This window comes from Streptomyces hygroscopicus subsp. hygroscopicus (assembly GCF_030269125.1).
In the GTDB taxonomy this organism is placed as follows: domain Bacteria; phylum Actinomycetota; class Actinomycetes; order Streptomycetales; family Streptomycetaceae; genus Streptomyces; species Streptomyces hygroscopicus_C.
On record NZ_BSSM01000002.1, the window covers coordinates 540,125 to 564,214 of the forward strand.

The following is a 24,090-nucleotide window of genomic DNA, read 5'->3' on the forward strand; positions in this document are numbered from 1 at the left end:
CGATGAGGGCATGATCCCGCCCTATCCCCCGCCCGCGCCGCCACCGTCGCCGCCGGTCGTCTCCGTGCTCGACCTCGCGCCCGTCGTGCCCGTGGTGGTGGTCCGGGACACCGCCGACGCCGTACCGCTCGCGCGGGCGTTGGCGGGCGGGGGGTTGCGGGCGGTCGAGGTGACGCTTCGTACGCCCGCCGCGCTGGAGGCGATCCGGGCGATCGCGGACCAGGTGCCGCAGGCCGTGGTCGGGGCGGGGACGGTGCTCACGCCGGGGCAGGCGGAGGCGTGTGTCGCGGCCGGGGCGCGGTTCCTGGTCAGTCCCGGGTGGACGGAGGGGCTGCTGGCGGCGATGCGGGCGTGCGGGGTGCCGTTCCTGCCGGGGGTGTCCACCGCTTCGGAGGTCGTGGCGCTGCTGGAGCGCGGGGGTGCGGGAGATGAAGTTCTTCCCGGCGCAGGCGGCGGGGGGCACCGCGTACCTGCGGTCGCCGGCCGGGCCGTTGCCGCAGGCGCGGTCCTGTCCGACGGGCGGCATCGGGCCCGCGAACGCGGCGGAGTACCTGGCACTGCCCAACGTCGGGTGTGTGGGCGGGAGTTGGACGGTACCGGCGGATGCGGTGGCGGCCGGGGACTGGGCGCGGATCGAGGCGCTCGCGCGGGCGGCGGCGGGGATGCGCGGGTCAGCGTAGGTGCGAGGTGTCGTTGAAGAGGCGGACGCTCGCGTTGCCGTCGGCGTAGTACGCCACGGCGGAGAGGGAGGCGGCCGAGAGTTCCATGCGGAACAGGGACTCGGGCGGGGCGCCGAGGGCCAGGCGGACGAAGGTCTTGATCGGGGTGACGTGGGTGACGAGCAGGACGGTGCGGCCCGCGTGGGCGGTGACCAGCTCGTCCTTCGTGGCGGCGATGCGCACGGCGGTCTCGGCGAAGCTCTCGCCGCCCCCGGTGGGGCGGGCGGCGGGGTCGGCGAGCCACGCGTTCAGGTCGTCCGGGTAGCGGTCGCGCACCTCGCCGAAGGTCAGCCCCTCCCAGGAGCCGAAGTCCGTTTCGCGCAGGCCCTCTTCGACGACGACGTCCAGGTTCAGGCGGGCGGCGACGATCTCGGCGGTTTCGCGGGTGCGGGTGAGGGGGGAGGCGAGGACGGCCTGGACGGTGCCGCGCTTGGCCAGCGCCTCGGCCACGCGGTGGGCCTGTTCCCGGCCGATCTCGGACAGGGGCGGGTTGGTGCCACCGCTGCCGGAGAATCGCTTCTGGGGGGTCAGCGGGGTCTCCCCGTGCCGGAGGAGGACGAGGGTGGCGGGCGCGCCGAGGTCGGGGGCGGCGGACCAGCCTCGGGCGGTGGGCCGCTGGTCGCCTGGGCCGCGGGGGTCCTGGCGGCCGGGAGCGTCGAGCGGCGGCTCACCCGCGCCCGGGGCACCAGCCTCCGGCTCCGCGGTCGACCCCTTCGCCGACCACCGCTCGCCCCGTGCCCCCGCGTCCATCGCCTCGTTGGCCAGACGGTCGGCGTGCTTGTTCTCGGCGCGGGGGATCCACTCGTACGTCACCCGGTCCGGGGGGAACACCCCGCGCGCCTCCAGGGCCAGGGGCTTCATCGCGGGGTGTTTGACCTGCCAGCGGCCCGACATCTGCTCGACGACCAGTCTGGAGTCCATGCGGACGTGGACAGCGGCGGCGGGGTCCAGGGTGTGGGCGGCGTGCAGGCCGGCCAGGAGGCCGCGGTACTCGGCGACGTTGTTGGTGGTGACGCCGAGGTACTCGGCCGCCTCCAGCAGCGTCGCCCCCGTGGCCGCGTCGCGGACGACGGCGCCGTACCCGGCGGGGCCGGGGTTGCCCCGTGACCCGCCGTCCGCCTCGACGATGAACTCCCGCACGCCGTGCGCCTCCTAGAGCCCGGACTCGGCGGTACGCACGAGGATCCGGCGGCAGTTCTCGCAGCGCACCACCGTGTCCGGGGCGGCCGCGCGGACCTCGTTCAGCTCGGTGATGGCCAGTTCCTGGCGGCAGCCCTGGCAGGTGCGGGCGTACAGCTTGGCCGCGCCGATGCCGCCCTGCTGCTCGCGCAGCTTGTCGTACAGCTTGAGCAGGTCCGCGGGGACGGAGGCCGCGATGACCTCGCGCTCCTTGGTGACGGACGCGGTCTCGCGGTCGATCTCCTCGAACGCGGCGTCCCGGCGGCCGGTCGCGTCGTCGATCCTCGACTGGACGGAACCGACGCGCTCGGTCAGCTCGTTCACCCGCTCCTGCGCGGACTCGCGGCGCTCCATGACCTCCAGGACGACGTCCTCGAGGTCGCCCTGCCGCTTGGCGAGCGAGGTGATCTCGTGCTGGAGGTTCGCCAGGTCCTTCGGCGAGGTGACCGCGCCGGAGTCGAGGCGCTGCTGGTCGCGGGTGGCGCGCTGGCGCACCTGGTCGACGTCCTGCTCGGCCTTGGTCTGCTCGCGGGCGCAGTCGCTCTCCTCGGTCTGCGCGGCCACGAGCAGGTCGCGCAGCTGGGTGAGGTCCTTGTTCAGCGACTCGATCTCGGCGTGCTCGGGCAGGGACCTCCGCTTGTGCGCGAGCTGCTGCAGGCGGACGTCGAGGGCCTGGACGTCGAGGAGTCGGATCTGGTCGGCGGGCGCGGCGTTCAGTTGGGGGCTCCCATTAGCTAGTGGTGGCGGAGGACGCCGCGTGGGCGGTCCAGGGGTCGGTGACCGTCTTGGAGACGTGGACCCGCAGGTCCCAGCCGTGGCGGTCGGAGATCTCGTCGAGCTGTCCCGCGGCCAGTTCGCACCAGGGCCACTCGGTGGCCCAGTGTGCCGCGTCGAGCAGCGCGAGCGGGCTCTGCGCGACGGCCTCGGAGGCCGGGTGGTGGCGCAGGTCGGCGGTGAGGAAGGCGTCCACACCGGCCGCGCGCACGTGGTCGAAGAGGCTGTCGCCGGAGCCGCCGCTGACCGCGAGGGTGCGGATGACGGCCTCGGGGTCGCCGGCCACCCGGATGCCCTGCGCGGTGGCGGGCAGCCGCTCGGCGGCACGCGCGGCCAGCTCCCGCAGGGTGAGGGGGTGGTCGAGCGCGCACACCCGGCCGAGTCCCCGACGGCCGTTCGGGTCGGTGGGGTCCGGCACGAGGGGGCGTACGACACGGAGGTCGAGCGCGCCCGCGAGGGCGTCCGAGACGCCCGGGTCGGCGGTGTCGGCGTTGGTGTGGGCGACGTGCAGCGCGATGTCGTTCTTGATCAGCGTGTGCACGACCCGGCCCTTGAAGTGCGAGGCCGCGACCGTGGTCGTGCCGCGCAGGTAGAGCGGGTGGTGGGTGACCAGCAGGTCGGCGCCGAGCCGTACGGCCTCGTCGACGATCTCCTGGACGGGGTCGACGGCGAACAGGACCCGGGTGACCTCCTGGTCGGGGTCGCCCACGACCGTGCCGACCGCGTCCCAGGACTCGGCCCGCTCGGCGGGCCACAGGTTCTCCAGCGCGGCGATGACTTCAGACAGACGGGGCACGGGAAAAGGCTACCTGGCTGTTCGGCGGGACCGTACCGCGTCCGCTCCTCCTGGTCACGCGCGGCACAGTCATGTCCGCTTCCTCAGAGGAATCGCTTCTGCGCCACCCGTACGTGTGAAGCGGGGGTCGGCCCCCCGCACGGCCGTGCGTTCAAAACTAGCTTCGTCGCCGGAGGTGACCGAACGATGACGGCCTGTGCTATCGAATCCCCGTCCGTCGGTACGGACGACCGCTCCCCGGAGCGCGGTTGCGTGCTCACGGCGGACGGCGCGTACGCCGCGCGGCTCACGCGGGACGGTGACTCCTGGTTCCCGGAGCGCTGGACGCTGGACGGCCCGGAGCCGTACGCGGTGCCGCTGCCCGGCAACCAGCCCGAGGAGCCCGGCACCGGGCTTCAGCCGCTGGGCGACGGGCGGGTCCTGATCCACCGGCGGGCGGGGGTGCGGCACCTCTTCGCGCTGCTGTACCCGACCGGTCCGGGCACCGGGGAGCTGCCGCTGGGCGCCGTGGAGTGCGCCGAGCCCGGCGCCCGGCTCGCCCTGCTGCCGCCGGTGCCGGGGGGCGCGCGGGCGTACGCCGTCGCCGTCGGCGCCCGTACCAGCGCGGTGTGGCAGGTGGCCGGCGGGCCGTCCGGGCCCGAGCGGCTCGTGGAGGTGCCGGGGCGCTGCTCGGGCGGGGTGTGGCTGGACCGCGCCGGCCGGCTGCTGGCGCTGGACCGGGAGCTGGAGGGGTGCACCAAGACGGTCGTGGTGGACCTGGAGCTGGGCGAGGTCTCACCGCTGCTCCAGATCACGCCGGCCAGTGACGACCGGCTGCTGATGGCCGACCTGGACAGCGGACTGCTGCTGATCTCCTCCGACGCGCCCTCGCCGGGAGCGGAACGGCTGGGCTGGGGCGTCCTCGGCTCCACCCTGCCGGTGCGCTTCCCCACCTCGCTGCGGCTGCCGGAGTGCACGGCGGTGCCGTTCGCGATCCAGCCGGGGCAGGTGCTGGAGCCGGAGAACTGCGCGGTGGCGCTGCGCGTCGAGGGGCCGGTGGGCACCTGGGTGGGCCTGTGGCGGCCGGCCGAGCGGCGGGTACGGCATCTCGCGGCACCCCAGGGCTGGTTGACCGGGTCGGGCTCGTGGACCCGGGAGGGGGTGCTGCGGCTGCCGTTCTCCACCGGGGAAACCCCGTGCGGGGTGGCCGAGTTGCGGGTGCCCGCGGGGGAACCGGGCGCGACGGCTCCGGCGGTTCCGGCGGGTCGGGACCAGGACGGCACGGCTGCCGGGACGCCCGACGAGGCGCCCCGGAGTGCGGCGGAACCGGGGCCCGCGGAACCGGCGCCGCCGCGTCCGGTGCCGTTGCAGCAGGCGCCTCTGGGACGTCTTGTAACGAACTAGTGCCGGTCGGCGTGTACGCCTGGATTCGGCCCGTGGTGTGCCGGTTACACTCCTCCGGCTGTACGAAAGATGATGTTGACGGGGTGAATACGTCCGATGAGCGACACCAGCACGACGAACCAGCTGTCTGCCGACTCTCTGGAGAACAACGGCCACGGTAAGCACCGCGGCCCGATCTCGGCTCAGGAGAGCGACACGACTCCGCACGGCCGACACCGCAGGCCCGCCGAGGAGACCGCCGAGGCGGCTGCCTGAGGGTAGTGGTGACGGAAGCAGGGGGTACCCATCGGGTGCCCCCTGCTTCTTTTCGGCCCCGCTCCGGTCCGAGCACCTCCGCCGCCGCGAACGCCTCCCCGGCCGCCGGGCGTGGGGCGGGGTGAGCAGCGCGTCCAGCTCGTCGTACGTGAACGTCTCCTGCCCGCTGCCGGACGTCGCCCGGGTTCAGGAGTGCTCGACGACGGTGTCCGCGAGCACGGGGGCGTCGTCCCGCTCGGCGGCGGACACGGTGACCCGTACCCGCCGTGCTTCCCCCTCTTCTTCCCGCCACATGCGGATGCGCAGGGTCTCGCCCGGATAGACGACGCCCGCGAACCGGGTGGTGTACGACCGCACCCGGCCCACGTCACCGTCGAGGAGGGTGTCGACCACGGCCTTGAGGGTCATCCCGTAGGTGCACAGCCCGTGCAGGACGGGCCGGTCGAAGCCGGCGAGCCTGGCGAACCCGGGGTCGGCGTGCAGGGGGTTGTAGTCGCCGGACAGGCGGTAGAGCAGGGCCTGGTCGGGGCGGATCGGGCGCTCGGCGATCCGGTCCGGCTCGCCGCCCGGCTCCGCCGGACGGGCCGAGGGGCCCCGGTCGCCGCCCCAGCCGCCCTCGCCGCGGACGAAGATCCGGGCTTCGTCGGTCCACAACGGGCCCTGCGCGTCGCCCACCTCGGTGCGCAGCACCAGGACGGCGGCCTTGACCTTGTCGTACACGGCGGCGATGCGGGAGGTGGCGGTGGCGCTGCCACGGACCGGGATGGGCCGGTGCACGCGCAGGCTCTGTCCGCCGTGCAGCACCCTGGCCAGGTCGACGTCGACGCCCGGCACGGACAGCCCGCCGATCACCCCGGGCGAGCCCGCCCCCGCGACGGTGGCGAAGCTCGGCAGGACGTGCAGCCGGGACTCCAGCGTGTAGCGCAGTTCGTCCGGGTCGGTGGCGGGGCTGCCCGCGCCGATGCCGAGGTGGTAGAGCTGGACGTCCTTCGCGGTCCAGCTGATCCGGCCCGAGCGGGGTTCGGCGGCGAGGGCCTTGGCTGCGTCGATGGGCATGGGGCTCCTGAGAGGTATCGGGACCTCGGCGCGTCGTCCGCACCGTCGGCCGCGACGAGGTCGTCCACGGTGCGGAGGCGGGACGCCCCACGGTCACGGGCCTAGAACGCGTTCCAGTCCGACGCCCCCTGTATAGCCCAGCCCCTCGCGGTTGGGAAGGCTCCTGACGGCACGTCAGCTTCCTGTCGGGCGCGCTCGCGCGGCGGCAGGGCTCCGGGCCGGTGCGGCCGTCGGGCCGGCGGGTCGGCCGCCGGGGTTCGGGTCGTACGCCGCACTGTCGCACCGCGGTGCGGTGGCGACCGTCCGGCCGGGGGTACAGGAAACACGTCGGGGTGGGGGGAGGCACGGTGCCGGGCGCGGGCCCGGCGGGCGGCGCGGCCGGGACGCGCGGCGGAGCCGGAGCGCCGGAGGGCAGGGAGCGGTTCGAGGTCGCCTCGCGCGCCGCGAGCGGGTCGGGGCACCGGCCGCCGGCGATCCGGACCGCCGACCACCGGCTCGCGCCGCCGCCCTGGCCGCCGCCGGGGACGGGCGCCCTCCCCCATCCGCTCCGGGGCGGGCACCGAACCGGCCGGCCGGGGCTGTCCGTCTTCGACCCCCCTTCGCGTCCCCTCGCGCCTACGTCACGTTCCGCCGCTTCGACCGGGGCAGGCGCGAGTCGCCGCGCACCCGGACCACGCCGCCGTCGGCCCCGCCGACCGCGGGCCCGGCGCTCGGCCGCGGCGGCTGCCGGCCGATGTCCTCCCGCCGCCGGGCCCGGTCCCGGGCGTCGCCCTGCGCGGGCCCCCGCCCGGACCGCACGGGCCACCGCACGCGACCACCCGCCCTCGACCATCAGGAAGACCGGCACCCGCAACCGCGCGGAGGCGGTGCGGGTCGCACGGCGGCAGGGCCGGCTCCGAGCCGGGGTCAGTGCGCCGAGGCGCGGCGCGGCAGCCACAGCAGCATCAGCGCCGCCCCGCCCAGCAGCACCGCCGTGGAGGCACGGAAGGCCAGGGCGTAGCCGTCGGTCAGGGCCTGGGGTCCGGTGCCGGTGCCCGTGCCGGTCGCGGCGATGGTCGACATCACCGCGAGGCCGAGCGAACCGCCCATCGTGCGCGAGGTGTTGACCAGTCCCGAGACCACGCCGGCCTCGTGGTGCGCCGCCCCCGAGGTCGCGAGGGCGGCCAGCGGGGTCATGGCGAGGCCGCCGCCCAGCATCATCAGGATGCCCGGGAACATGATGGCGGTGACGTACGCCTCGTGCGCGCTCATGGTCGACTGCCAGGCGAACCCGCCCGCGGCCACCAGCGTGCCCAGCACGGCCACGCTCCGCGCCCCCGCCGTGCGCATCAGCCGCGGCGCCACCTTGGAGCCGACGACGACGGCGAGTGAACTGGGCACGAGCGCGGCACCGGCCTCCAGGGGCGAGTAGCCGAGCACGTTCTGGGCGTACAGCGTCATGAAGTACCACATGCAGAACATCGCGGAGCCGGACACCAGCATCGCCGCGTTCGCCGAGGCCACCGGGCGCCTGCGCAGCAGCCCGAGCGGCATCAGCGGGGCCGGGGTCCGCGCCTCGACCAGCAGGAACAGGCAGACCAGCAGCACCCCGGCGGCCAGCGGCACGAGGGTGGCCGCGGCGGTCCAGCCCTTCTCCTGGGTGCGCGAGATGCCGTACGCCAGCGTGCCCAGGCCGGCGGTGACCAGCAGCGCGCCCGGCAGGTCGAGGCGGCGGCCGTCCCCGGCGCGGCTCTCCACCAGCCAGCGCAGCGAGCCGGCCAGCACCACCGCGCCCACCGGCACGTTGATCAGCAGGACCCAGCGCCAGGACAGCACGTCCACCAGCACGCCGCCGACGAGCCCGCCCGCGGCGCCGCCGCCCGCGCCCACCGCGGCCCAGGTGGCGATGGCGCGGGCCCGCGCGGCACCCTCCGGCACCGCGGCCGTCAGCAGGGTGAGGGTGGAGGGCGCGAGGACCGCCGCGCCGAGTCCCTGCGCCGCGCGGGCGAGCAGCAACTGCCAGCCCTCCTGGGCGAGTCCGCCGCCCAGCGAGGCCAGGGTGAACAGGCCGAGGCCGACCAGGAACATCCGCTTGCGGCCGAAGAGGTCGCCGGCCCGGCCGCCGAGGAGCATGAACCCGGCGAAGGCGATCGCGTACGCGTTCACCACCCATTGCAGGCCGGACGCGCTGAGGCCGAGGTCCGTGCGCATCGACGGCAGCGCGACGTTCACCACGGACACGTCCAGCACCACCAGGAACTGCCCGGCACAGGCCAGAGCCACCACCAACCAGGTCGGAGGTGCCGTGCGACGGGATATGAGGGGCGGGGTGTCGGCGGTCTCCAGCATGGGTGTCATGGTCTCAGGCCGGTAGCGGTCCTTGCATCGGCATTTCGGACCAGGGGGTCTGCTCCGCGCGGACTACGCCACCCGGCCCGACCCGATCACAGGGTCCAGTACGGTCACCGCGACTGACGGAGATTCAGAAACCCATAGGATGGTCAAATAATCATTAGGCGCCCGAAGCAACGGAATAGTTGCGCGTGCATACGAGGTTTACCCGGCACTCATGTCTTACGGGAGGCCGCACTCAATGACCCACACGACGACCGACGAACCGCAGCGGAAGGCGAGCGGGGCCGTCGTCCCGGTGCTCGCCTTCGCGGGCATCGTGGTCGCGGTGATGCAGACCCTGCTGGTGCCGGTCATCAAGGACCTGCCCCAACTGCTGCACACCGCGCCCAGCAACGCCACCTGGGTGCTCACCTCGACCCTGCTGTCCGGCGCCGTGGCCACCCCGATCATGGGCCGGCTCGGCGATCTGTACGGCAAGCGGCGCATGCTGATCACCAGCCTCGCCGTGATGGTGGTCGGCGCCCTGGTCAGCGCGCTCACCAGCCAGCTGCTCACCATGATCGTGGGCCGTACCCTCCAGGGCTTCGCGATGGGCGCGATCCCCCTCGGCATCGGCCTGATGCGCGACATGCTGCCGCGCGAACGGCTCGGCTCCGCCATGGCGCTGATGAGCTCCTCCATAGGCGTGGGCGGCGGCCTCGCCCTGCCCGCCGCCGCGCTGGTCGCCCAGCACACCGACTGGCACGCGCTGTTCTACGGCGCCGCGGGCCTCGGCGTGCTCGCCATCGCGCTCACCCTGCTCACCGTGTCCGAGTCGCCGATGCGCGCCGAGGGCTCCTTCGACCTGCCCGGCGCACTCGGCCTGTCCGCCGGCCTGGTGCTGCTCCTGCTGCCCATCACCAAGGGCAGCGACTGGGGCTGGGCCTCGGGCACGACCCTCGGCCTGTTCGGCGCGGCCGTCGCCGTCCTGCTGCTGTGGGGCCTGTACGAGCTGCGTGCCGACGCGCCGCTGGTCGACCTGCGCACCACCGCCCGGCCCGCCGTGCTCTTCACCAACCTGGCGTCGATCATGGTCGGCGTCGCCTTCTACGTCGTCTCGCTCGTCCTGCCCCAGTTGCTCCAGCTGCCGAAGGCCACGGGGTACGGGCTCGGCCAGTCGATGGTCGTCGCCGGTCTGTGCGTGGCGCCGCTGGGCCTGACGATGATGTTCACCGCGCCGGTGTACGCCCGCCTCTCCGCCCGCTACGGCCCCAAGACCACGCTCATCATCGGCCTCCTGGTCATCGCGATCGGATACGGCGGCGGGCTCGGCCTCATGCAGGCGGCCTGGGAGACGATCCTCACGTCCGTGGTCCTCGGCGCGGGCATCGGGCTCGCGTACTCCTCGCTGCCCGCGCTGATCGTCGGCGCGGTGCCGGCGTCGGAGACAGGGGCCGCGAACGGGCTCAACACGCTGATGCGGTCCATCGGTACGTCGGTGTCGAGCGCCGTCATCGGGATGGTGCTCGCCAACACGGCGCACTCCGTGGGGGGCATGGCGATTCCGACGATGCACGGGTTCCGGGTGTCGTTCCTCATCGCGACGGGGGCGGTGGCGGCGGGGCTGCTGCTGGCACTGTTCCTGCCGAAGGGCGGCCGCCCGGCTCAGCGGCACGTCCAGCTTCGGGCCAGCAGCGAGGAGGACGCCGCGCTGGAGCGGGCGGAGGAAGTGCTGCGGGGGTTCCGGGGGCGGGTACTGGACGCCGCCGGTGTTCCCGTCGCCCGCGCCAAGGTGACGCTCATCGACCGGCGGGGGCGGCAGGCCGGTGCGGCTGTGTCCGGTGAGGACGGGGGGTATGTGATCGCGGTGCCGGGGCAGGGCGCGTACGTGCTCGCCGCACGGGCGGCCGGGCACGGGCCGTTGGCGTCGGCTGCGACGCACCACGGCGAGGAGAGGGCGGTCAAGGTGGACCTCTCCCTGCCCGGTGAGGCGGTGAGCGTGTAGCACCCGCCGGGGAGCCGGGGGCGTGGCCCCGCGGCTCCCCGGTTCGCCGTGGCCGGTCGCGCCCGCGCGCCGGGGGCCGCGTCCGGACACGGCCCCGCGCCCCCGAGAGGGCGCCCCACGTGACGCCGGCTGACAGGTGTGCGGCAGCATGGGCCCGAACAGCCGTACCACCGAAAGGCGTCCTATGGCCCCCGCTCCCGAGTCCGAGATCCTCGCCGCGTTCGAGGCGGCCAAGGGGTTCATGCCCGTGGACGAGGGGCTGGCTCTGTACGCGGCGGCGGTGGAGGCCGGGGGGCTCGGGTTGCCGCTGCTGGAGGTGGGGACCTACTGCGGGCGGTCGACCGTGCTGCTGGCCGACGCGGCGCGGGCGGCCGGGGTGACCGCGCTGACCGTGGACCACCACCGGGGCAGCGAGGAGCAGCAGCCCGGCTGGGACTACCACGACCCGGAGACCGTGGACCCCGAGGTCGGGCTCATGGACACGCTGCCCGCCTTCCGGCGGACGCTGTTCAAGGCGGGGCTGGAGGAGCACGTGATCGCGCTGGTCGGGCGGTCGCCGCAGGTCGCGGCCGTGTGGGGCGGCCCGCTGGGGTTCGTGTTCATCGACGGCGGGCACACCGACGAGCACGCGAACGCCGACTACGAGGGCTGGGCGCCGCACGTGGCCGAGGGGGGACTGCTCGTCATCCACGACGTGTTCCCGGAGCCCGAGGACGAGTTCACCGGCCAGGCGCCCTACCGGGTCTACCTGCGGGCCCTCGCCTCCGGCGCGTTCACCGAGACGGCGGCCACCGGCTCACTGCGGGTGCTGCGGCGCACGGGGGCGGGGATCTGAGGTCCCGGTTAGAGTCGCTGACGTGTCATACACAGGCCCGGAGTGCGCACCCCCGCAGCAACAGCGACGCCCGCGCCGGCGCGCACCGCTCGTCGTGGCGCTCGCCGCGCTGGTGCCCGGAGCGCTGATCGGCTGGCTGGTGTACGAGGCGGCGGGCGCCGGCGGGTCCGGCGGCACGCGGCACGCCGGCGCGTCGTCCGCGCCGGCCGCGCACGCCTCGCCGTCCGCCTCCGCGGGGGCCGACGACAAGGGGGGCGCCCCGCTCAAGGGCAGGGTCGTCGTCATCGACGCGGGGCACAACGTCGGCAACTTCCGGCACACGGCCGAGATCAACCGCGAGGTGGACGTCGGCAACGGGCGAAAGGAGTGCGACACCACCGGCACCTCCACGGATGACGGTTACCCGGAGGCCCGGTTCACGCTCGACGTGGCGCACCGGCTGCGGACGCTGCTCGAACGGCAGGGCGTCACCGTGCGGCTGACCCATGACGACGGGGGCCCCGACTGGGGTCCGTGCGTGGACGAGCGGGCGGAGATCGGCAACAAGGCGCACGCGGACGCGGCGATCTCGATCCACGCCGACGGGGCGTCGGCGGGGGACCGGGGCTTCCACGTGATCCTGCCGGGCCCGGTGCACGCGGGCGCCGCCGACACCCGGCCGATCGTCGGGCCCTCGCGCGATCTGGGCAGGCGCGTCGCCGCGGCCTTCCTGCGGGTGACCGGTGAGCCGCCGTCCAACTACATCGGTCACGGCACCGCTCTCGATACCCGCACGGACCTCGGCGGTCTCAATCTGTCAACGGTTCCCAAGGTGTTCATCGAGTGCGGCAACATGCGCGACGCCACGGACGCGGCCCTGCTGACCAGCGAATCCTGGCGGCAGAAGGCCGCGCAGGGAATGTCTGAGGGAATCGTGAGTTTCCTGCGCGAGTCCTGACCGGGGCGGCGACAGGCCGGACAGCCGGATCTTGCGGACGGTAGTGTCTACCGACGACGAGACGACTCACGAAGGACCTGAAGTGAACATCCGCTCCCTCACTAGAGGCGACGGCGTGGTGATCGGGGCAGCGGTGTTGCTGTTCATCGCGTCGTTCCTCGATCTCTACTCCTACTCGGCCTCCGGCTTCTCGGACAGCCAGGGCGTATGGGACAACCTTGGGACGGGCCTCGGCACGTACATGGGGGCCGTCATCGGTGCCGCGCTGATCGTCCTCAACCGCTGCATGCCGCAGCAGCGCAAGGTGCTGGGCCTCGATCTCGGCATGGTGGGCACCGGGTTCACGATCCTTTCCGCGTGGACCCTGTTCTGGACGCTGGTGGACGTGCCGGACCACATCGACGCGGGCTCCGGCCTCGTGCTCGGGTTCATCGCCGCCCTCGTCCTCGCCGCCGCGGCCGTCGCCGGTCCGCTGGTTCCGGCGCTCCAGGGCGCGCTGCTCCCGGCCCCCAAGCCGGTCGCTCCGCAGCCCTACGGCGCCCAGCCGCCCACCGGTTACGGCTACCCGGGCGCCCAGGGCACCCCGCAGCAGCCGTACGGCGCCCAGCCGCAGCAGGGCCAGCCGTACGGTCAGCCGCAGCCGGCGCCCACGCAGGGTGCCGCGCCGCAACAGCCCGCTCCGGCGGACTTCTCGCCGTTCTGGTTCGCGGTGCCGGTGACCCGTCCGCTGTTCGCGGAGGACGGTTCGCCGACCCCGATCGCCGAACTGGCGCCGGGTACCTGGTACTTGGCGGTCGAGCAGCGCGGTGCCGCGCTGGTGGCGCAGACCCAGGACGGCCGTCGCGGCGTACTGCAGGACACCTCGGGCATCCAGCGCGGCTGATCCCGTTACGGCAACGGCCCCCCGCCCTTCCGGGCGGGGGGCCGTTGCCGTACGGTCGCCTCCCCATGCCGCTGACGGTGCGTCAGGAAGTGGCCGCATGCGGTTCGGTGTCGCACTCGGCCCCGAGGAGGCGGCCCGGACGCCGGTCATGTGCCGCTCGCTCCTGGTGCGAACCCGCGGTGCTCCTTGAGGACTTACTGTCCGCCGCTGCGGAGCTGACCCGCCGTCGGCACCTTGTTCTGGACCGGGGCGCCGGCGCCCTTCCCCGCGTCCTTCACGTTGTTGATGACGTCGTCGAAGTCGCTCGCCGCGCCGGTGTCACCGTGGCGCAGCTTGGCCGGCAGGTTCTTCAGGTTCTCGATACTCTTGCTCAGCGGTGCGAGTGCCTTGGAAAGCAGCGGGTCGCCCTTGGCGTTGCGCTCGGCCGCCTTCAGCCGGTTGTAGGCGAAGAGACCGGCGACGCCGGCCTTCACCAGGGTCATCCTGCGGCCATCGGCACCCTTCTTGAACTTGCCCGCCTTCCAGGGCTTCACGATCCACTGGTAGGTGGCGCCGGCCGCGAGGCCCGCGTTCGCCACGAACCTGGTCTTGGCGAACTTCTGCTTCTCGGCGGACGTGGTGGGGCTGGGCTCGGCCGCGGGCTGGTCCAGAGCCGCGGCGGTGACCGTCGCCTTGGTGCTGGTCCGGGAACCGGCGTTGCTGTTTCCGCAGGCCGTCGCACCGGCCACCAGGGCACAGCACAGGGTCAGCGCCACGCACAGACGCCGTATCGGTACAGGCACAAGGTCCTCCCGACGTGTCTTTCCGGGTGGGGGCTTCCTTCTCCACCGTCACTCCGGGCGGATGGTCGCGCCACTCGGGGGACACGCCGGGCCGGCGACAGGTCAGCGGCAGCAGTCCGGGTCCAGGCCCGCCGGGAGGTACGCGCCGCCGAAGACCGCGCAGGTGGCCTCGTGGCCGCCGAGCGCGGCGACCGCGAGCAGCAGGGACCCGGCCGTCCAGGTGGTCAGTTCGCGCGGCCATACGGCGTCGTCGTCGAAGACGTAACCCGTCCAGTACAGGCCGGACTCGGAGTCGCGCAGATGCTGGATCGACTTGAGGATCTCCAGGGCCCGGTCCGACTCCCCCACCGCCCACAGCGCGAGCGCCAGTTCGCAGGACTCGCCGCCGGTCACCCACGGATTGGGCACGACACAGCGCACCCCGAGCCCGGGGACCACGAACCGGTCCCAGGACCCGGCTATCCGCGCCTCGGCCTCCGCACCGGTCAGGGCGCCGCCGAGGACCGGGTAGTACCAGTCCATCGAGTAGCGGTCCTTGTCCAGGAAGCGTTCCGGGTGCCGGCGGATCGCGTGTCGCAGTGCGCCGGCCGCCAACTCCCAGTCCGGCTGCGCCTCTTCACGCTGCTCGGCGATGGCGAGCGCGCAGCGCAGCGCGTGGTGGATGGAGGAACTGCCGGTCAGCAGCGCGTCCGTGGTCGGCGTCCCGTCCTCGTCGCGCCGCCAGCCGATCTGCCCGCCGGGCTGCTGAAGGGCGAGCACCCACTCCACGGCCGCGTAGACGCACGGCCACAGGCGGTCCAGGAACGTGTCGTCGCCGGTGGACAGGTAGTGGTGCCAGACGCCGACGGCTATGTACGCCACGAAGTTGGACTCGCGGGCGCGGTCGGTGACCTCGTCGTGGGCTCCGTCGGCGTAGGCCGCGTACCAGGAGCCGTCCTCGTTCTGGTGCCGGGCGAGCCACAGGTAGGCACGCTCCGCCGCCTCGTGCTCGCCGGCCGCGTCCAGGGCCATGGCGGCCTCGGTGTGGTCCCAGGGGTCCAGGTGGTGGCCCCGGAACCACGGGATCGCACCGTCCTCCCGCTGAACGGCGAGGATGCCACGGACGGTCGCGGCAGCCTGCTCGGCGGTGAGGACCCCGGGCAGGACGAGGTGTTCTGTCCGGGGGGTGGTCACTGGGCGGCCGCCTCCTCGGCGAGCCGGGGCAGGTGGGGCTTGGTCGCGTAGACCACGAAGCTCTTGCCCATCACCGGGTTGAGCGTCCGCTCGGCGAGCCGGGTGGCCAGCGGCTTCTTCATGATGTCCCAGACCAGCAGCTTGTGGTACGCGCGTACCGGCAGCGCCTTGTCGTTGTCGACGCCGAAGGCGCACTTCAGCCACCAGTAGGGGGCGTGCAGGGCGTGCGCGTGGTGGCTGCCGTACGGCTTCAGGCCGGCCTCGCGGACCTTCGCCACCAGCTCGTCGGCCTTGTAGATGCGGATGTGGCCGCCCTCGACCTCGTGGTAGGCGTCGGACAGTGCCCAGCAGACCTTCTCCGGGCCGTAGCGGGGCACGGTGATCGCGATCCGGCCGCCGGGCCTGAGCACGCGCACCATCTCGGCGAGCACGCCCTTGTCGTCGGGGATGTGCTCCATCACCTCGGAGATGATCACCACGTCGAACGACTCGTCCGGGAACGGCAGCGCCAGCGCGTCGCCCTCCATCGCGGTCGCGGTGGCGCCCTCGGGGGCCTCGCCGGCCTCCTTCATCGCCGCGAACCACTTCGCGACCTCGCGGATCTCCTCGCCGTTCTGGTCGAGCGCCACGACCTGGGCACCGCGCCGATAACACTCGAACGCGTGCCGGCCGGCCCCGCAGCCGAGGTCCAGGACACGGTCCCCCGGGGCGAGCGGGAACCGGGAGAAGTCGACGGTCAGCACGTGGCCCTGCTTTCGGGAGAGACGCTGGTGTCACTTGCGGGGGTTGCGGAGGCGGCGACCTGCGCCGGGGCCGCGGAGCGGCCGGGAGTCCGGGGCGCGGAGCGGTCCGGGGTCCGAGGGGCGGAGCGGCGGGGGCCGACGGCGGAGCCGCCGGGGACGGGCGCGGAGCCGCCACGGGCCATCGCCTCGCGGTACCGGGCGACCGTGCCCTGCGCCGCGCGGGCCCAGGTGAAGTTGGCCAGGACCCGCTCGCGGCCCGCCTCGCCGAGCCGGGCGCGCAGCCCGGCGTCGCCCAGGAGCCGGCCGAGTCCGGCGGCCAGCGCCCCCGCGTCGCCGGGCGGCACCGCCAGGCACGTCTCGCCGTCGCGCCCCGCGACCTCGGGGATCGCGCCGCCGGTCGTCGCGACCAGCGGCGTCCCCGTGGCCATGGCCTCGGCCGCGGGCAGGGAGAACCCCTCGTACAGCGAGGGCACGCAGGCCACTTCGGCGGACCGGAGCAGATCGACCAGCTCGGCGTCCGAGATGCCCTTGACGAACTCGACGGCGCCGTCGAGGCCGTACCGCTCGACGGCCTGCGCGACCGGCCCCTCCTCGGGCCGCTTGCCGACGACGACGAGATGCGCGGCCGGATGCTCCGTGCGCACCTTGGCCAGCGCCTCCACGAGGAACACCAGCCCCTTGAGCGGCACATCGGCGCTGGAGGTGGTGACGATCCGCCCCGGCACCTCGGGCACGGCCGGATTCGGCGCGAAGAGGTCGGTGTCGGCACCGATGTGCACCACGTGGACGCGGTCCGGCCGTACCCCGAGATGGTCCACGATCTCCTGGCGGGAGCTGCCGGAGACGGTGAGCACCGAGGGCAGCCGGCGCGCGACCCGCTTCTGCATGCGCGTGAAGGCGTACCACCGCCGCACCGAGTACCGCCGCTGCCAGCCCTCCGCCGCGTCCAGCTCCAGCTGCCGGTCCACGGTGATGGGGTGGTGGATGGTGGTGACCAGCGGCGCGCCGACGTCACCGAGGAGGCCGTAGCCGAGGGTCTGGTTGTCGTGGACGACGTCGAAGTCGCCGCGCCGGGCCCGCAGCATCCGGCGGGCGCGCAGCGAGAAGGTGAGCGGCTCGGGGAAGCCGCCGGTCCACATCGTGCCCACTTCGAGGGCGTCGATCCAGTCCCGGTACTCGTCGCGGCCGGGGGTGCGGAAGGGGTCGGGCTGGCGGTAGAGGTCGAGGCTGGGCAGCTCGGTCAGGGTGAGCCCGGGGTACCCCTCGTCGAGGACGGGGTACGGCTGGGAGCCGATGACCTCCACGCGGTGTCCGAGGCGGGCCAGCTCGCGCGAGAGGTGCCGGACGTAGACGCCCTGACCGCCGCAGAACGGGTTCCCCTTGTAGGTGAGGAGCGCGATGCGGAGCGAGTCCTCACGGGCACCCGCTTCCCGGGCCTCAGCGGTCACTGCGTGCCCCCTTCTGCCAGCACTGTCCCGCGAGACTACGACGGGACGCTAATCTAGAACAAGTTTCAGACTTGATCGTTCAGGAGGCTCCGAATCTACCGGCAGGTAGGGGTGCTGTGACCAGTGGATCAGGTGATTCACGCCACGGCGCGCGGCCCTGCCGTGCCGTCCGATCACACGCCCTGCCGACACCCTCACCGATAGTCACGGAACGGTACCCATGCCCGCGGAAGCCAGTACGTCGCGCCCTGCCCCGTCACCGCTCACGGAGCGTCAGGAAGCCCGCCGTCGCCGGATCCTGCACGCGAGCGCGCAGTTGGCGGGCCGGGGCGGTTTCGACGCGGTGCAGATGCGCGAGGTGGCCGAGTCCTCCCAGGTGGCCCTCGGCACGCTGTACCGCTACTTCCCCTCCAAGGTGCACCTGTTGGTGGCCACCATGCAGGACCAGCTGGAGCGCATGCAGGGCACCCTGCGCCGCAGGCCGCCGGCCGGTGACACCGCCTCCGAACGGGTCGCCGAGACCCTGATGCGCGCCTTCCGCGCCCTCCAGCGCGAGCCGCATCTGGCCGACGCGATGGTCCGCGCCCTGACCTTCGCCGACCGCAGCGTCAGCCCCGAGGTGGACCAGGTGTCCCGCCAGACCACGGCGATCATCCTGGACGCCATGGGCCTGGACGACCCGACCCCCGAGCAGCTCTCCGCCGTCCGCGTCATCGAGCACACCTGGCACTCGGCCCTCGTCACCTGGCTCTCCGGCCGGGCCTCCATCGCCCAGGTGAAGATCGACATCGAGACGGTCTGCCGGCTGATCGACCTGACCACCCCGCGGGAATGACACCGGGCCCGCTCACCCCCGGGCGGGAACACCGGCTCCCCGCCGCCTCGCGGGTGAGGAAGGCGGCCTCCGCCGGACAGCCCCCGGCCGCCGCGCGGACGGGTTCGGCCGCGCCGGTGCCCGGGGCCGTCGGGCGGGACCGACGGGCGGGGCGGAAGTGGTCGGGCGCGCGGTGCGGGCACTCCCCGAGCCGATGCGCGGGGACCGGCCGACCTCGATGCGCCGGCGGTCGGCCATGGCTCACGCCCCCGCCGAGGCGGATCGTCCCGTGCTCCAGGTGGGCGCCGCACCCCCGGGCCGATGACCTCCTCGGCGTGCGGCGGGATCACCCGACGACGTCCTCGCCCGGCGGATCGGCCGACTCCGCCGCTGTACCGCCGTCCGTGTGCCACGAGCCCGGCCGCGACCGCCTCCCGCCGCGCCGCCTGCCGCACGCCGCTCACTGACGCCACGTCAGGACGGACGTGGGCCGTCTCAGGCCGCCGAGGTGCTGCCCGCGCACCGGCACGCCTTCACCGACTCCCGCCCGGGTACCGGGAATCGCTCGCGCACCACGAGGAGCGCCCGGCCGGTCTCCTCGCCCTGCTCGCCGCCCCGCCGACCCCCTGGCACCCGGCCGGGCGCATGGAGTGGAACCGCCCCTGGGCCGACACCCCGCCCGCCTCCCGCGGCATCGCCGTCTCCGAGGCCGGGTCGCGTCCGCGGCACCTCCTCGTCGAGCAGGGCCGCGCGGAACCGGCCCCGGGGAGCGACCCGGTGACGTACGTGGCGGTCCGAACCCACCGCCCCGGCCTCGGTGGACCCACCGAGGCGGCCGGGCGGTTCACCGAGGACGGCAGCCGGGAGCGGCCCCGCCCGAGGACGGGCACGGGGCGGGGGCGGCCGGCGGGGCGGGAGCACCTCGGCGCCCGCCCCGCCGACCCGCCGGCCGATGTCCGGCGTCCTCGTCACGGTCGCCCCCGGAGACGGCCACGGGGGTGCCGTACGTCTCCGCCCACCGCGTCGGCGGGCGCCGGCCGCTCGCCTCCCGGGTGCTCCGCCCGCGGTCCTACGCCGAGGGTGCGAGGCCGGCCAGGAAATCCCGTTCGGCGGCCGTGAGCGGCGGGCCCGACAGGGCGGGCAGGGGCGGCCCGGTGAGGGCGTGCAGGAGCGCGTCCGGGCGGAAGAGGCGGGAGGGCGGGGTGCGCAGGGTGGTGACGTCCCACAGGGCGGCGGCCGCGGCGTAGGAGCCGGTGGCCGCGTGGTACAGCCGCCGGGAGTAGGCGGCGGCCACCCGGTTCCCGACCGTCGCGCGACCGCCCTCCACCCCGGGGTAGAGGACGTCCGTGCCGACGGCCGCCGACCAGGCGCCCTCCGCCGACCGGGCCACCGCCCGCTGCACCCGCCGGGCCAGCCCCGGCGCCTCGATCCCGTGCTCGCGCACCGCCTGCGCCAGGGCGCGGGCACCGAGCGCGGCGGCCGACATGCCCTGTCCGTAGACCGGGTTGAACGTGGCCGCCGCGTCCCCGAGCGCGACCAGCCCCTCCGGCCAGCGGCGCGCCTTCTCCAGGTACCGGCGGGAGTTGCTGGTGCTGCGGCTGACGTGCACCGGACCGAGCGGCTCGGCGGCCTCGATCAGGCGACCCACCAGGGGACTCGGGAGGTTCAGCGCGTACGCGACGAAGGCGTCCGGGTCCTTCGGGGGCTCGCTGCCGCGCATCCCGCCGAGGCTCACCATCCACGCGCCGTCCTCGATCGGCACGATCATGCCGCTGCGTCCGGGCCGCCCGCTCCAGGGGTCGGCCTGCACCAGGGTCATCGGCCAGTCCCGGGCGCCGGGCGGGGTGCGGTAGACGCGGGTGGCGTTGGTCAGGCCGCTGTCGACGTTGCGCTCGCGGACGCCGCCCACGCCGAGGGCGTCGAGCCAGGGCAGCAGCCGGGTGCCGCGGCCGCTCGCGTCCACCACCCAGTCGGCGTCCAGGTCCTCCAGCGGGCCGCCCTCGGCGTCGGCCAGGTGGACGCCGGTCACCCGGCGGGCGCCGCCGCGCAGCCCGGTGGCCTGGGCACGGCGCACCACCACGTTGCGGCTGCCGTCCAGCACCGCACGGCGCAGGCCCCACTCCAGCAGCGGCCTGCCGGCGGTCATGGTGACGAAGGTGCGGTGCCGCCAGCGGCGGAACCACCCCACCGGGGCGAGCGCCAGCAGGTCGGAGCTGAGTGCCGTCTCCCGGGCTCCGGCCGCCACCAGCCTCCCCCGCAGGTCCGCCCCGGGCAGCAGTTCCTCCATCACCTCCAGGCCGCCGGGCATCAGCAGGTGGGCGTGCCGGGACTGGGGCACCCCCCTGCGGTGCTCGGGCCCCTCGGGCAGCTCGTCGCGGTCGAGCACGACGACCTCGTCCACGGCGGGCGACAGCGCCGCGGCGGCGAGCAGACCGGCCGGGCCGGCTCCGATGACAACGGCTCTTCGTGCGTTCACGGTTCCCCATTCTTCGCTGGGACGTCCGGTGACACGTGTGCGCGGACGTCCGCTTCGGCGTCGTTCTCCGCCTGCTGCTGCCGGCGTCCATCAGCTCCGGGCGGTCCCCGCCGCGCCTTCCCGCGCCGCCCTGACGACCGGCGAGTCGGCCAACGCCCGTGCCAACCGCACGAGTTCGCGGGTGTCGGAGAAGAGGGCGGTGTGCAGCCGGGAGCCGCCCTCCGGCTCCGGGCGCTCGGCCGGCCGCGGCCGTCCGGCCTGGTGCGCGGCGTCCGCGACCATCGCGGCCGCCGCGATGAAGTGCGCCTCGCCGGGCGGACTGCCCTGGCCCCGGGCCTGCCGGTACGCCGTCTCGCGCACCCGGCCGTCGCAGCGGGACTGGAGGGCGAGCAGCGCGTCGAGGATGCGCAGTTCGCGGTAGTAGAGCCGGCCGCGCGGCAACTGCCAGCGCGGGGGCGCGGGTTTGGGGGCGGTCGGCACGTTCCGCAGCTCCGCCCACAGGGGGCCGAGGGCCCGGTAGTCCCAGATGCTGTGCCACTGGGCGAGGGTCGCGGGCAGCAGCCGGGGCAGCACGAACCCCGCGGCGCACAGCAGGGCGCCGAGCGCGGCGGCGCGCGGGGCGAGGCCGGTGGACAGCCGGTCCAGGTCGTGTCCCGTCCAACGGGCCGCGACCGCGGTCAGCTTGGCGCCCTCGAAGCCGAGCACGTCCACCGCGAGGCCCGCCATGATCAGCCGCAACCCGACCCGCAGTATCCCGGTCACCTCCCGGGACCAGCGCAGACCCACATAGATCGTGATCAGCGCGCAGGCGCCGTGCCCGACGAGATACAGCACGATCATCTCGCGCATGTACGGCGTGTTCGCGTAGTAGGTGTCGAGGTCCCGCAGCCGTTCGACGGGCGCGTGGGCGAGCGCGAACAGCGTGATGACGGCGACGATCACCAGGCTGTACACCGTGGCGACCCGCACCACCTGGCCGCGCACCCGCGCGGCGGGTCCGCCGCGCCAGTTGATCAGCAGGATGAGCAGGGAGGCGCTGTAGGCGGAGATGACGCTGTAGGTCATCGGGGCGCCGAAGTTGGGGACGCGGGTGAGGTCGTTGACCGCGCCCAGGGTGACGGGGGCCGAGCAGAAGAAGCAGAGCCCGCCGAGGAAGATCGACACACAGGTGGAGGCGGTCAGCGGGTCCCGCAGGGCGAGGCGTGGCCGGCGGAAGATCAGCAGGGCGGTCAGGGTGAACAGGCTCGCCACCGTGTACACGATCAGGCTCATGGTGCGGTGGCCCCCTCAGCACACGGCCAGGGCGCGGTCACCGGTGCCCGCGGCGAGGGCGTCGGAGATGCGCAGCAGCGCGGGGAGGTCGGGCCGGCCGGCGAGCGGTACGGCCGCGTCCTCCCGCTCCTCGTGCAGGGCCCGGGTGGCGGCGGCGATGGCCGCGGCCCACGCGGCGGCCTCGGCCTGGCACGGGTCCCCGCCGGTCCGCAGCCGGTCGGCGTACGCCTGCCGGTACAGCCCCTCGTCCAGGTAACGCCCCAGGTAGTGCAGCCCGTTGTAGATGGAGCTCTGCCGCCAGGTGAGCCAGCGGGTGGCCGACGGCCACAACGGGCGCGGCACGCGCAGGCTCTCCCGGGTGAGCAGCCCGGTCAGCGTCCGCTCCAGCGGGCCGAGCCGCGCGTACTCCCGCCAGCAGCGCGCCCGGACGGCCAGGAAGGGGGCGAGCAGCGGGATCACGATGCCGACGACGGTGGTCGCGGCGCTGATCCCGGCACAGGCCGAGGGGAACGTCGTGCCGAGCGCGGACCAGTCCCGGTCCCACCAACGGGCGGCCACCGCGAGGAGTTTGGAGACGCTGTACCCGCCGCCGATCAGGGTGCCGGCGCCCAGGGTCACCAGTCCCGCGCGCAGCGAGCCGCGCAACCGCCGGGCCCAGCACAGGGACCGGCACGCGGTGACGAGGACGGCGGTCAGATGCGCCCCGAGGTAGAGGACGATCATCTCGGCGATGTACGGCGTGGTGGCGTAGTAGGTGTCGAAGTCCGTACGGCGCTCCACGGACGCGTCGCCGAGGACGAACAGGGCGCCGACGCAGGCGAGTACGGCGGTGTAGCCGAGGGTCCAGCGGCGGATCGCGCGGGCGGTGCCGGGGCCGCCGCGCCAGCGCATGACGAGCGCGAGGGAGGCGGCGCCGTACGCGGTGATGGCTCCGTACGTCAGCGGGGCGGCGAGGTTGGGCACGCCGCTGGCACCGTTGACGAACCCGACGGTGTCGGGGGCGCCGAGCAGGAAGCACAGCGAGGAGAGGGCGAGCACGGCGCTGAGGGTGAGCAGGAACGGGTCCCGCGGACGGCGCACCAGGTCGGGCGCCTTGGTGAGCAGGCCGAGCCACAGCAGCCCGCAGCTGGCGTAGTTGATCAGATCGCTCACCGTCTGGCCCCGCGGTAGTTGAGGGCCGCGCCGATGCGTCCCGCGAGGTCGTCGTGGCCGGAGGTGTGCGCCGCGTACACGGAGTCGGGGGACGCTTTCAGCCAGGGGCGCAGCCGGTCGCCGATCAGCATGCCGAACAGGTCGGCCCGCTGTTCCGCGGCCTCCAGGAACCGGGTGCGGGCGGCGGTCGCCACCGCGCCGTCGGCGCCGGCGGGCGCGGGGGCGCCCTCGGCGTGCGCGGCGCGGTGGGCGGGGTCGTCGTCGGCCATGTGCCACAGCTCGTGGCCCAGGATCACGAGCTTCATCCAGGGCGGGGCGTCGGCCTCGATGACGATGTCGTCCCGGCCGCCGCGCTCGATCCACAGCCCGGTCGCGGAGGTCTGCGGCGGAAAGTTCGCCTGATGGACGACGATGGGGCGACCACGCCAGCGGATCGCGGACTCGACCAGCGCGTCCAGCAGGTCGTCGGGGTCGGCGGGGATCGGCACGCGCAGGGGGTCGATCAGCTCGTTGGCGAACCGGCGCATCTTCCTGGTCGTACGCACCATTCCCCCGGAGGCTGCGAGCGGTCACGTCTGACCGCAATATGCCAACTCCCCGCCGCTCGGGCCACCTTCACGTCCGCGACCCGGGCCACGCAAAGAGGGCATACCTCGGAATCGGGACGGCTCCCACCCCGCTTCCTGGCCGAAACGGACGCTCCACGCCCGTCCGTGCCGCGCTGGCGCACCGTCGCTTTCAGCCAACGCGAAAACGCGCGCGCCGCGTACCGCGCCGGCTCGCCGCACCCCGGAACCGGCACCGGGATCGGCCGTGACCCTCATCACCGTCACAGTGTGCTCACGGGCACTCCCCGGCGCCCGTGGGGCTGCCGGTAAAGTGGCGGGGTCGTCATCACACCCGTACGGGGGGAAGCCGGTGCAATTCCGGCGCTGACCCGCAGCCGTGAGCCGTTCCGCCAGGAAACGGCGAGCCGGAATGCCCCGGACGGACGTGACCGGCTCGCGTGCGCCGGCCGCCCGTCGCGCACGGCACCGTCGAGGTATACGGAGTCGAGCCGCCCGGGGCTCCTCCCGTGCGCTGCCCGGCTCCCCG

The 24,090-nt window shown here is 74.2% G+C and carries 20 protein-coding genes, 2 pseudogenes and 1 riboswitch; of the genes and pseudogenes, 9 read left to right on the plus strand and 13 right to left on the minus strand.

Annotation, left to right across the window (positions count from 1 at the left end):
• Positions 1–10 precede the first annotated feature (10 nt).
• A pseudogene (gene eda, locus QSK45_RS06910) lies at positions 11–680 on the plus strand (bifunctional 4-hydroxy-2-oxoglutarate aldolase/2-dehydro-3-deoxy-phosphogluconate aldolase).
• Here eda and QSK45_RS06915 read toward each other — a convergent pair.
• Genes QSK45_RS06915 through QSK45_RS06925 form a run of 3 tightly spaced genes read right to left on the minus strand, consistent with a single transcriptional unit; the run spans position 672 to position 3,468 of the window.
• Positions 672–1,859: a bifunctional RNase H/acid phosphatase gene (locus QSK45_RS06915; RefSeq protein ID WP_285554274.1), complete on the minus strand. Its 1,188-nt coding sequence runs from the start codon at positions 1,857–1,859 to the stop codon at positions 672–674. The pseudogene eda and the gene QSK45_RS06915 overlap by 9 nt on opposite strands.
• Positions 1,860–1,871: 12 nt before the next feature.
• Positions 1,872–2,615, minus strand: coding sequence for a zinc ribbon domain-containing protein (locus QSK45_RS06920; protein ID WP_395484865.1), 744 nt, complete (start codon positions 2,613–2,615; stop codon positions 1,872–1,874).
• Between the two features lie 13 nt (positions 2,616–2,628).
• Positions 2,629–3,468, minus strand: coding sequence for a Nif3-like dinuclear metal center hexameric protein (locus tag QSK45_RS06925; RefSeq protein WP_285554278.1), 840 nt, complete (start codon positions 3,466–3,468; stop codon positions 2,629–2,631).
• Positions 3,469–3,654: 186 nt separating this feature from the next.
• On the opposite strand from QSK45_RS06925, the gene QSK45_RS06930 reads away from it, so the two are divergent.
• Together QSK45_RS06930 and QSK45_RS06935 are read left to right on the plus strand one after the other, a co-directional pair.
• Positions 3,655–4,851, plus strand: coding sequence for a hypothetical protein (locus tag QSK45_RS06930; RefSeq protein ID WP_285554279.1), 1,197 nt, complete (start codon positions 3,655–3,657; stop codon positions 4,849–4,851).
• 96 nt (positions 4,852–4,947) lie between these two features.
• Positions 4,948–5,106 carry a hypothetical protein gene (locus QSK45_RS06935; protein WP_285554281.1) on the plus strand — a complete coding sequence of 53 codons (159 nt, stop codon included), beginning with the start codon at positions 4,948–4,950 and terminating at the stop codon, positions 5,104–5,106.
• 186 nt (positions 5,107–5,292) lie between these two features.
• Here QSK45_RS06935 and QSK45_RS06940 read toward each other — a convergent pair whose 3' ends face one another.
• Together QSK45_RS06940 and QSK45_RS06945 are read right to left on the minus strand one after the other, a co-directional pair.
• Positions 5,293–6,162 (minus strand): MaoC/PaaZ C-terminal domain-containing protein, encoded by an 870-nt coding sequence (locus QSK45_RS06940; RefSeq protein WP_285554282.1) that lies wholly within the window; start codon positions 6,160–6,162, stop codon positions 5,293–5,295.
• 906 nt (positions 6,163–7,068) lie between these two features.
• A complete protein-coding gene (locus QSK45_RS06945) occupies positions 7,069–8,499 on the minus strand; it encodes an MFS transporter (RefSeq protein ID WP_285554284.1) in 1,431 nt (476 codons plus the stop codon).
• A gap of 235 nt (positions 8,500–8,734) precedes the next feature.
• On the opposite strand from QSK45_RS06945, the gene QSK45_RS06950 reads away from it, so the two are divergent.
• The 4 genes from QSK45_RS06950 to QSK45_RS06965 all read left to right on the plus strand — a co-directional run bounded on the left by QSK45_RS06950 (position 8,735) and on the right by QSK45_RS06965 (position 13,135).
• The gene (locus tag QSK45_RS06950) at positions 8,735–10,480 is read left to right on the plus strand and encodes an MFS transporter (RefSeq protein WP_285554286.1); all 1,746 of its coding nucleotides are present in this window, start codon (positions 8,735–8,737) and stop codon (positions 10,478–10,480) included.
• Positions 10,481–10,664: 184 nt separating this feature from the next.
• Positions 10,665–11,315 carry a class I SAM-dependent methyltransferase gene (locus QSK45_RS06955; RefSeq protein WP_285554288.1) on the plus strand — a complete coding sequence of 217 codons (651 nt, stop codon included), beginning with the start codon at positions 10,665–10,667 and terminating at the stop codon, positions 11,313–11,315.
• Between the two features lie 22 nt (positions 11,316–11,337).
• Positions 11,338–12,252 carry an N-acetylmuramoyl-L-alanine amidase gene (locus tag QSK45_RS06960; RefSeq protein WP_285554290.1) on the plus strand — a complete coding sequence of 305 codons (915 nt, stop codon included), beginning with the start codon at positions 11,338–11,340 and terminating at the stop codon, positions 12,250–12,252.
• A gap of 82 nt (positions 12,253–12,334) precedes the next feature.
• Positions 12,335–13,135 (plus strand): DUF5336 domain-containing protein, encoded by an 801-nt coding sequence (locus QSK45_RS06965; RefSeq protein WP_285554292.1) that lies wholly within the window; start codon positions 12,335–12,337, stop codon positions 13,133–13,135.
• 194 nt (positions 13,136–13,329) lie between these two features.
• Here QSK45_RS06965 and QSK45_RS06970 read toward each other — a convergent pair whose 3' ends face one another.
• From QSK45_RS06970 to QSK45_RS06985, 4 genes are all read right to left on the minus strand, one after another.
• On the minus strand, positions 13,330–13,917 hold the full coding sequence (locus tag QSK45_RS06970) for a hypothetical protein (RefSeq protein WP_285554294.1): 588 nt from the start codon (positions 13,915–13,917) through the stop codon (positions 13,330–13,332).
• Between the two features lie 102 nt (positions 13,918–14,019).
• Positions 14,020–15,090, minus strand: coding sequence for a prenyltransferase/squalene oxidase repeat-containing protein (locus tag QSK45_RS06975; RefSeq protein WP_285554295.1), 1,071 nt, complete (start codon positions 15,088–15,090; stop codon positions 14,020–14,022).
• Entirely contained in the window at positions 15,087–15,833 is a 747-nt protein-coding gene (locus tag QSK45_RS06980; protein ID WP_285554296.1) for a class I SAM-dependent methyltransferase, read from the minus strand. The genes QSK45_RS06975 and QSK45_RS06980 overlap by 4 nt, the downstream gene beginning before the upstream one ends.
• Positions 15,827–17,281 carry a glycosyltransferase family 4 protein gene (locus QSK45_RS06985; RefSeq protein WP_285554298.1) on the minus strand — a complete coding sequence of 485 codons (1,455 nt, stop codon included), beginning with the start codon at positions 17,279–17,281 and terminating at the stop codon, positions 15,827–15,829. Before QSK45_RS06985 ends, QSK45_RS06980 begins: the two co-directional genes overlap by 7 nt.
• Positions 17,282–17,501: 220 nt before the next feature.
• Here QSK45_RS06985 and QSK45_RS06990 point away from each other — a divergent pair, with 220 nt between their 5' ends.
• Together QSK45_RS06990 and QSK45_RS07000 are read left to right on the plus strand one after the other, a co-directional pair.
• The gene (locus tag QSK45_RS06990) at positions 17,502–18,116 is read left to right on the plus strand and encodes a TetR family transcriptional regulator (protein ID WP_285554301.1); all 615 of its coding nucleotides are present in this window, start codon (positions 17,502–17,504) and stop codon (positions 18,114–18,116) included.
• Between the two features lie 481 nt (positions 18,117–18,597).
• Positions 18,598–18,890 (plus strand): annotated as a pseudogene (locus QSK45_RS07000) (MBL fold metallo-hydrolase); the annotation flags it as partial.
• Positions 18,891–19,164: 274 nt separating this feature from the next.
• Here the strand turns inward: QSK45_RS07000 and QSK45_RS07005 are convergent.
• The 4 genes from QSK45_RS07005 to QSK45_RS07020 form a co-directional block, all read right to left on the minus strand.
• On the minus strand, positions 19,165–20,571 hold the full coding sequence (locus tag QSK45_RS07005; RefSeq protein ID WP_285554303.1) for an FAD-dependent monooxygenase: 1,407 nt from the start codon (positions 20,569–20,571) through the stop codon (positions 19,165–19,167).
• Between the two features lie 90 nt (positions 20,572–20,661).
• Entirely contained in the window at positions 20,662–21,843 is a 1,182-nt protein-coding gene (locus QSK45_RS07010; RefSeq protein WP_285554305.1) for an MAB_1171c family putative transporter, read from the minus strand.
• 15 nt (positions 21,844–21,858) lie between these two features.
• Positions 21,859–22,995, minus strand: a complete 1,137-nt coding sequence (locus QSK45_RS07015) for a DUF6545 domain-containing protein (protein WP_285554306.1) — start codon at positions 22,993–22,995, stop codon at positions 21,859–21,861.
• Positions 22,992–23,540 carry a toxin gene (locus QSK45_RS07020; RefSeq protein ID WP_285554652.1) on the minus strand — a complete coding sequence of 183 codons (549 nt, stop codon included), beginning with the start codon at positions 23,538–23,540 and terminating at the stop codon, positions 22,992–22,994. Before QSK45_RS07020 ends, QSK45_RS07015 begins: the two co-directional genes overlap by 4 nt.
• Positions 23,541–23,903: 363 nt before the next feature.
• A riboswitch (cobalamin riboswitch) is annotated at positions 23,904–23,979 on the plus strand.
• The last annotated feature ends 111 nt before the right edge of the window (positions 23,980–24,090 follow it).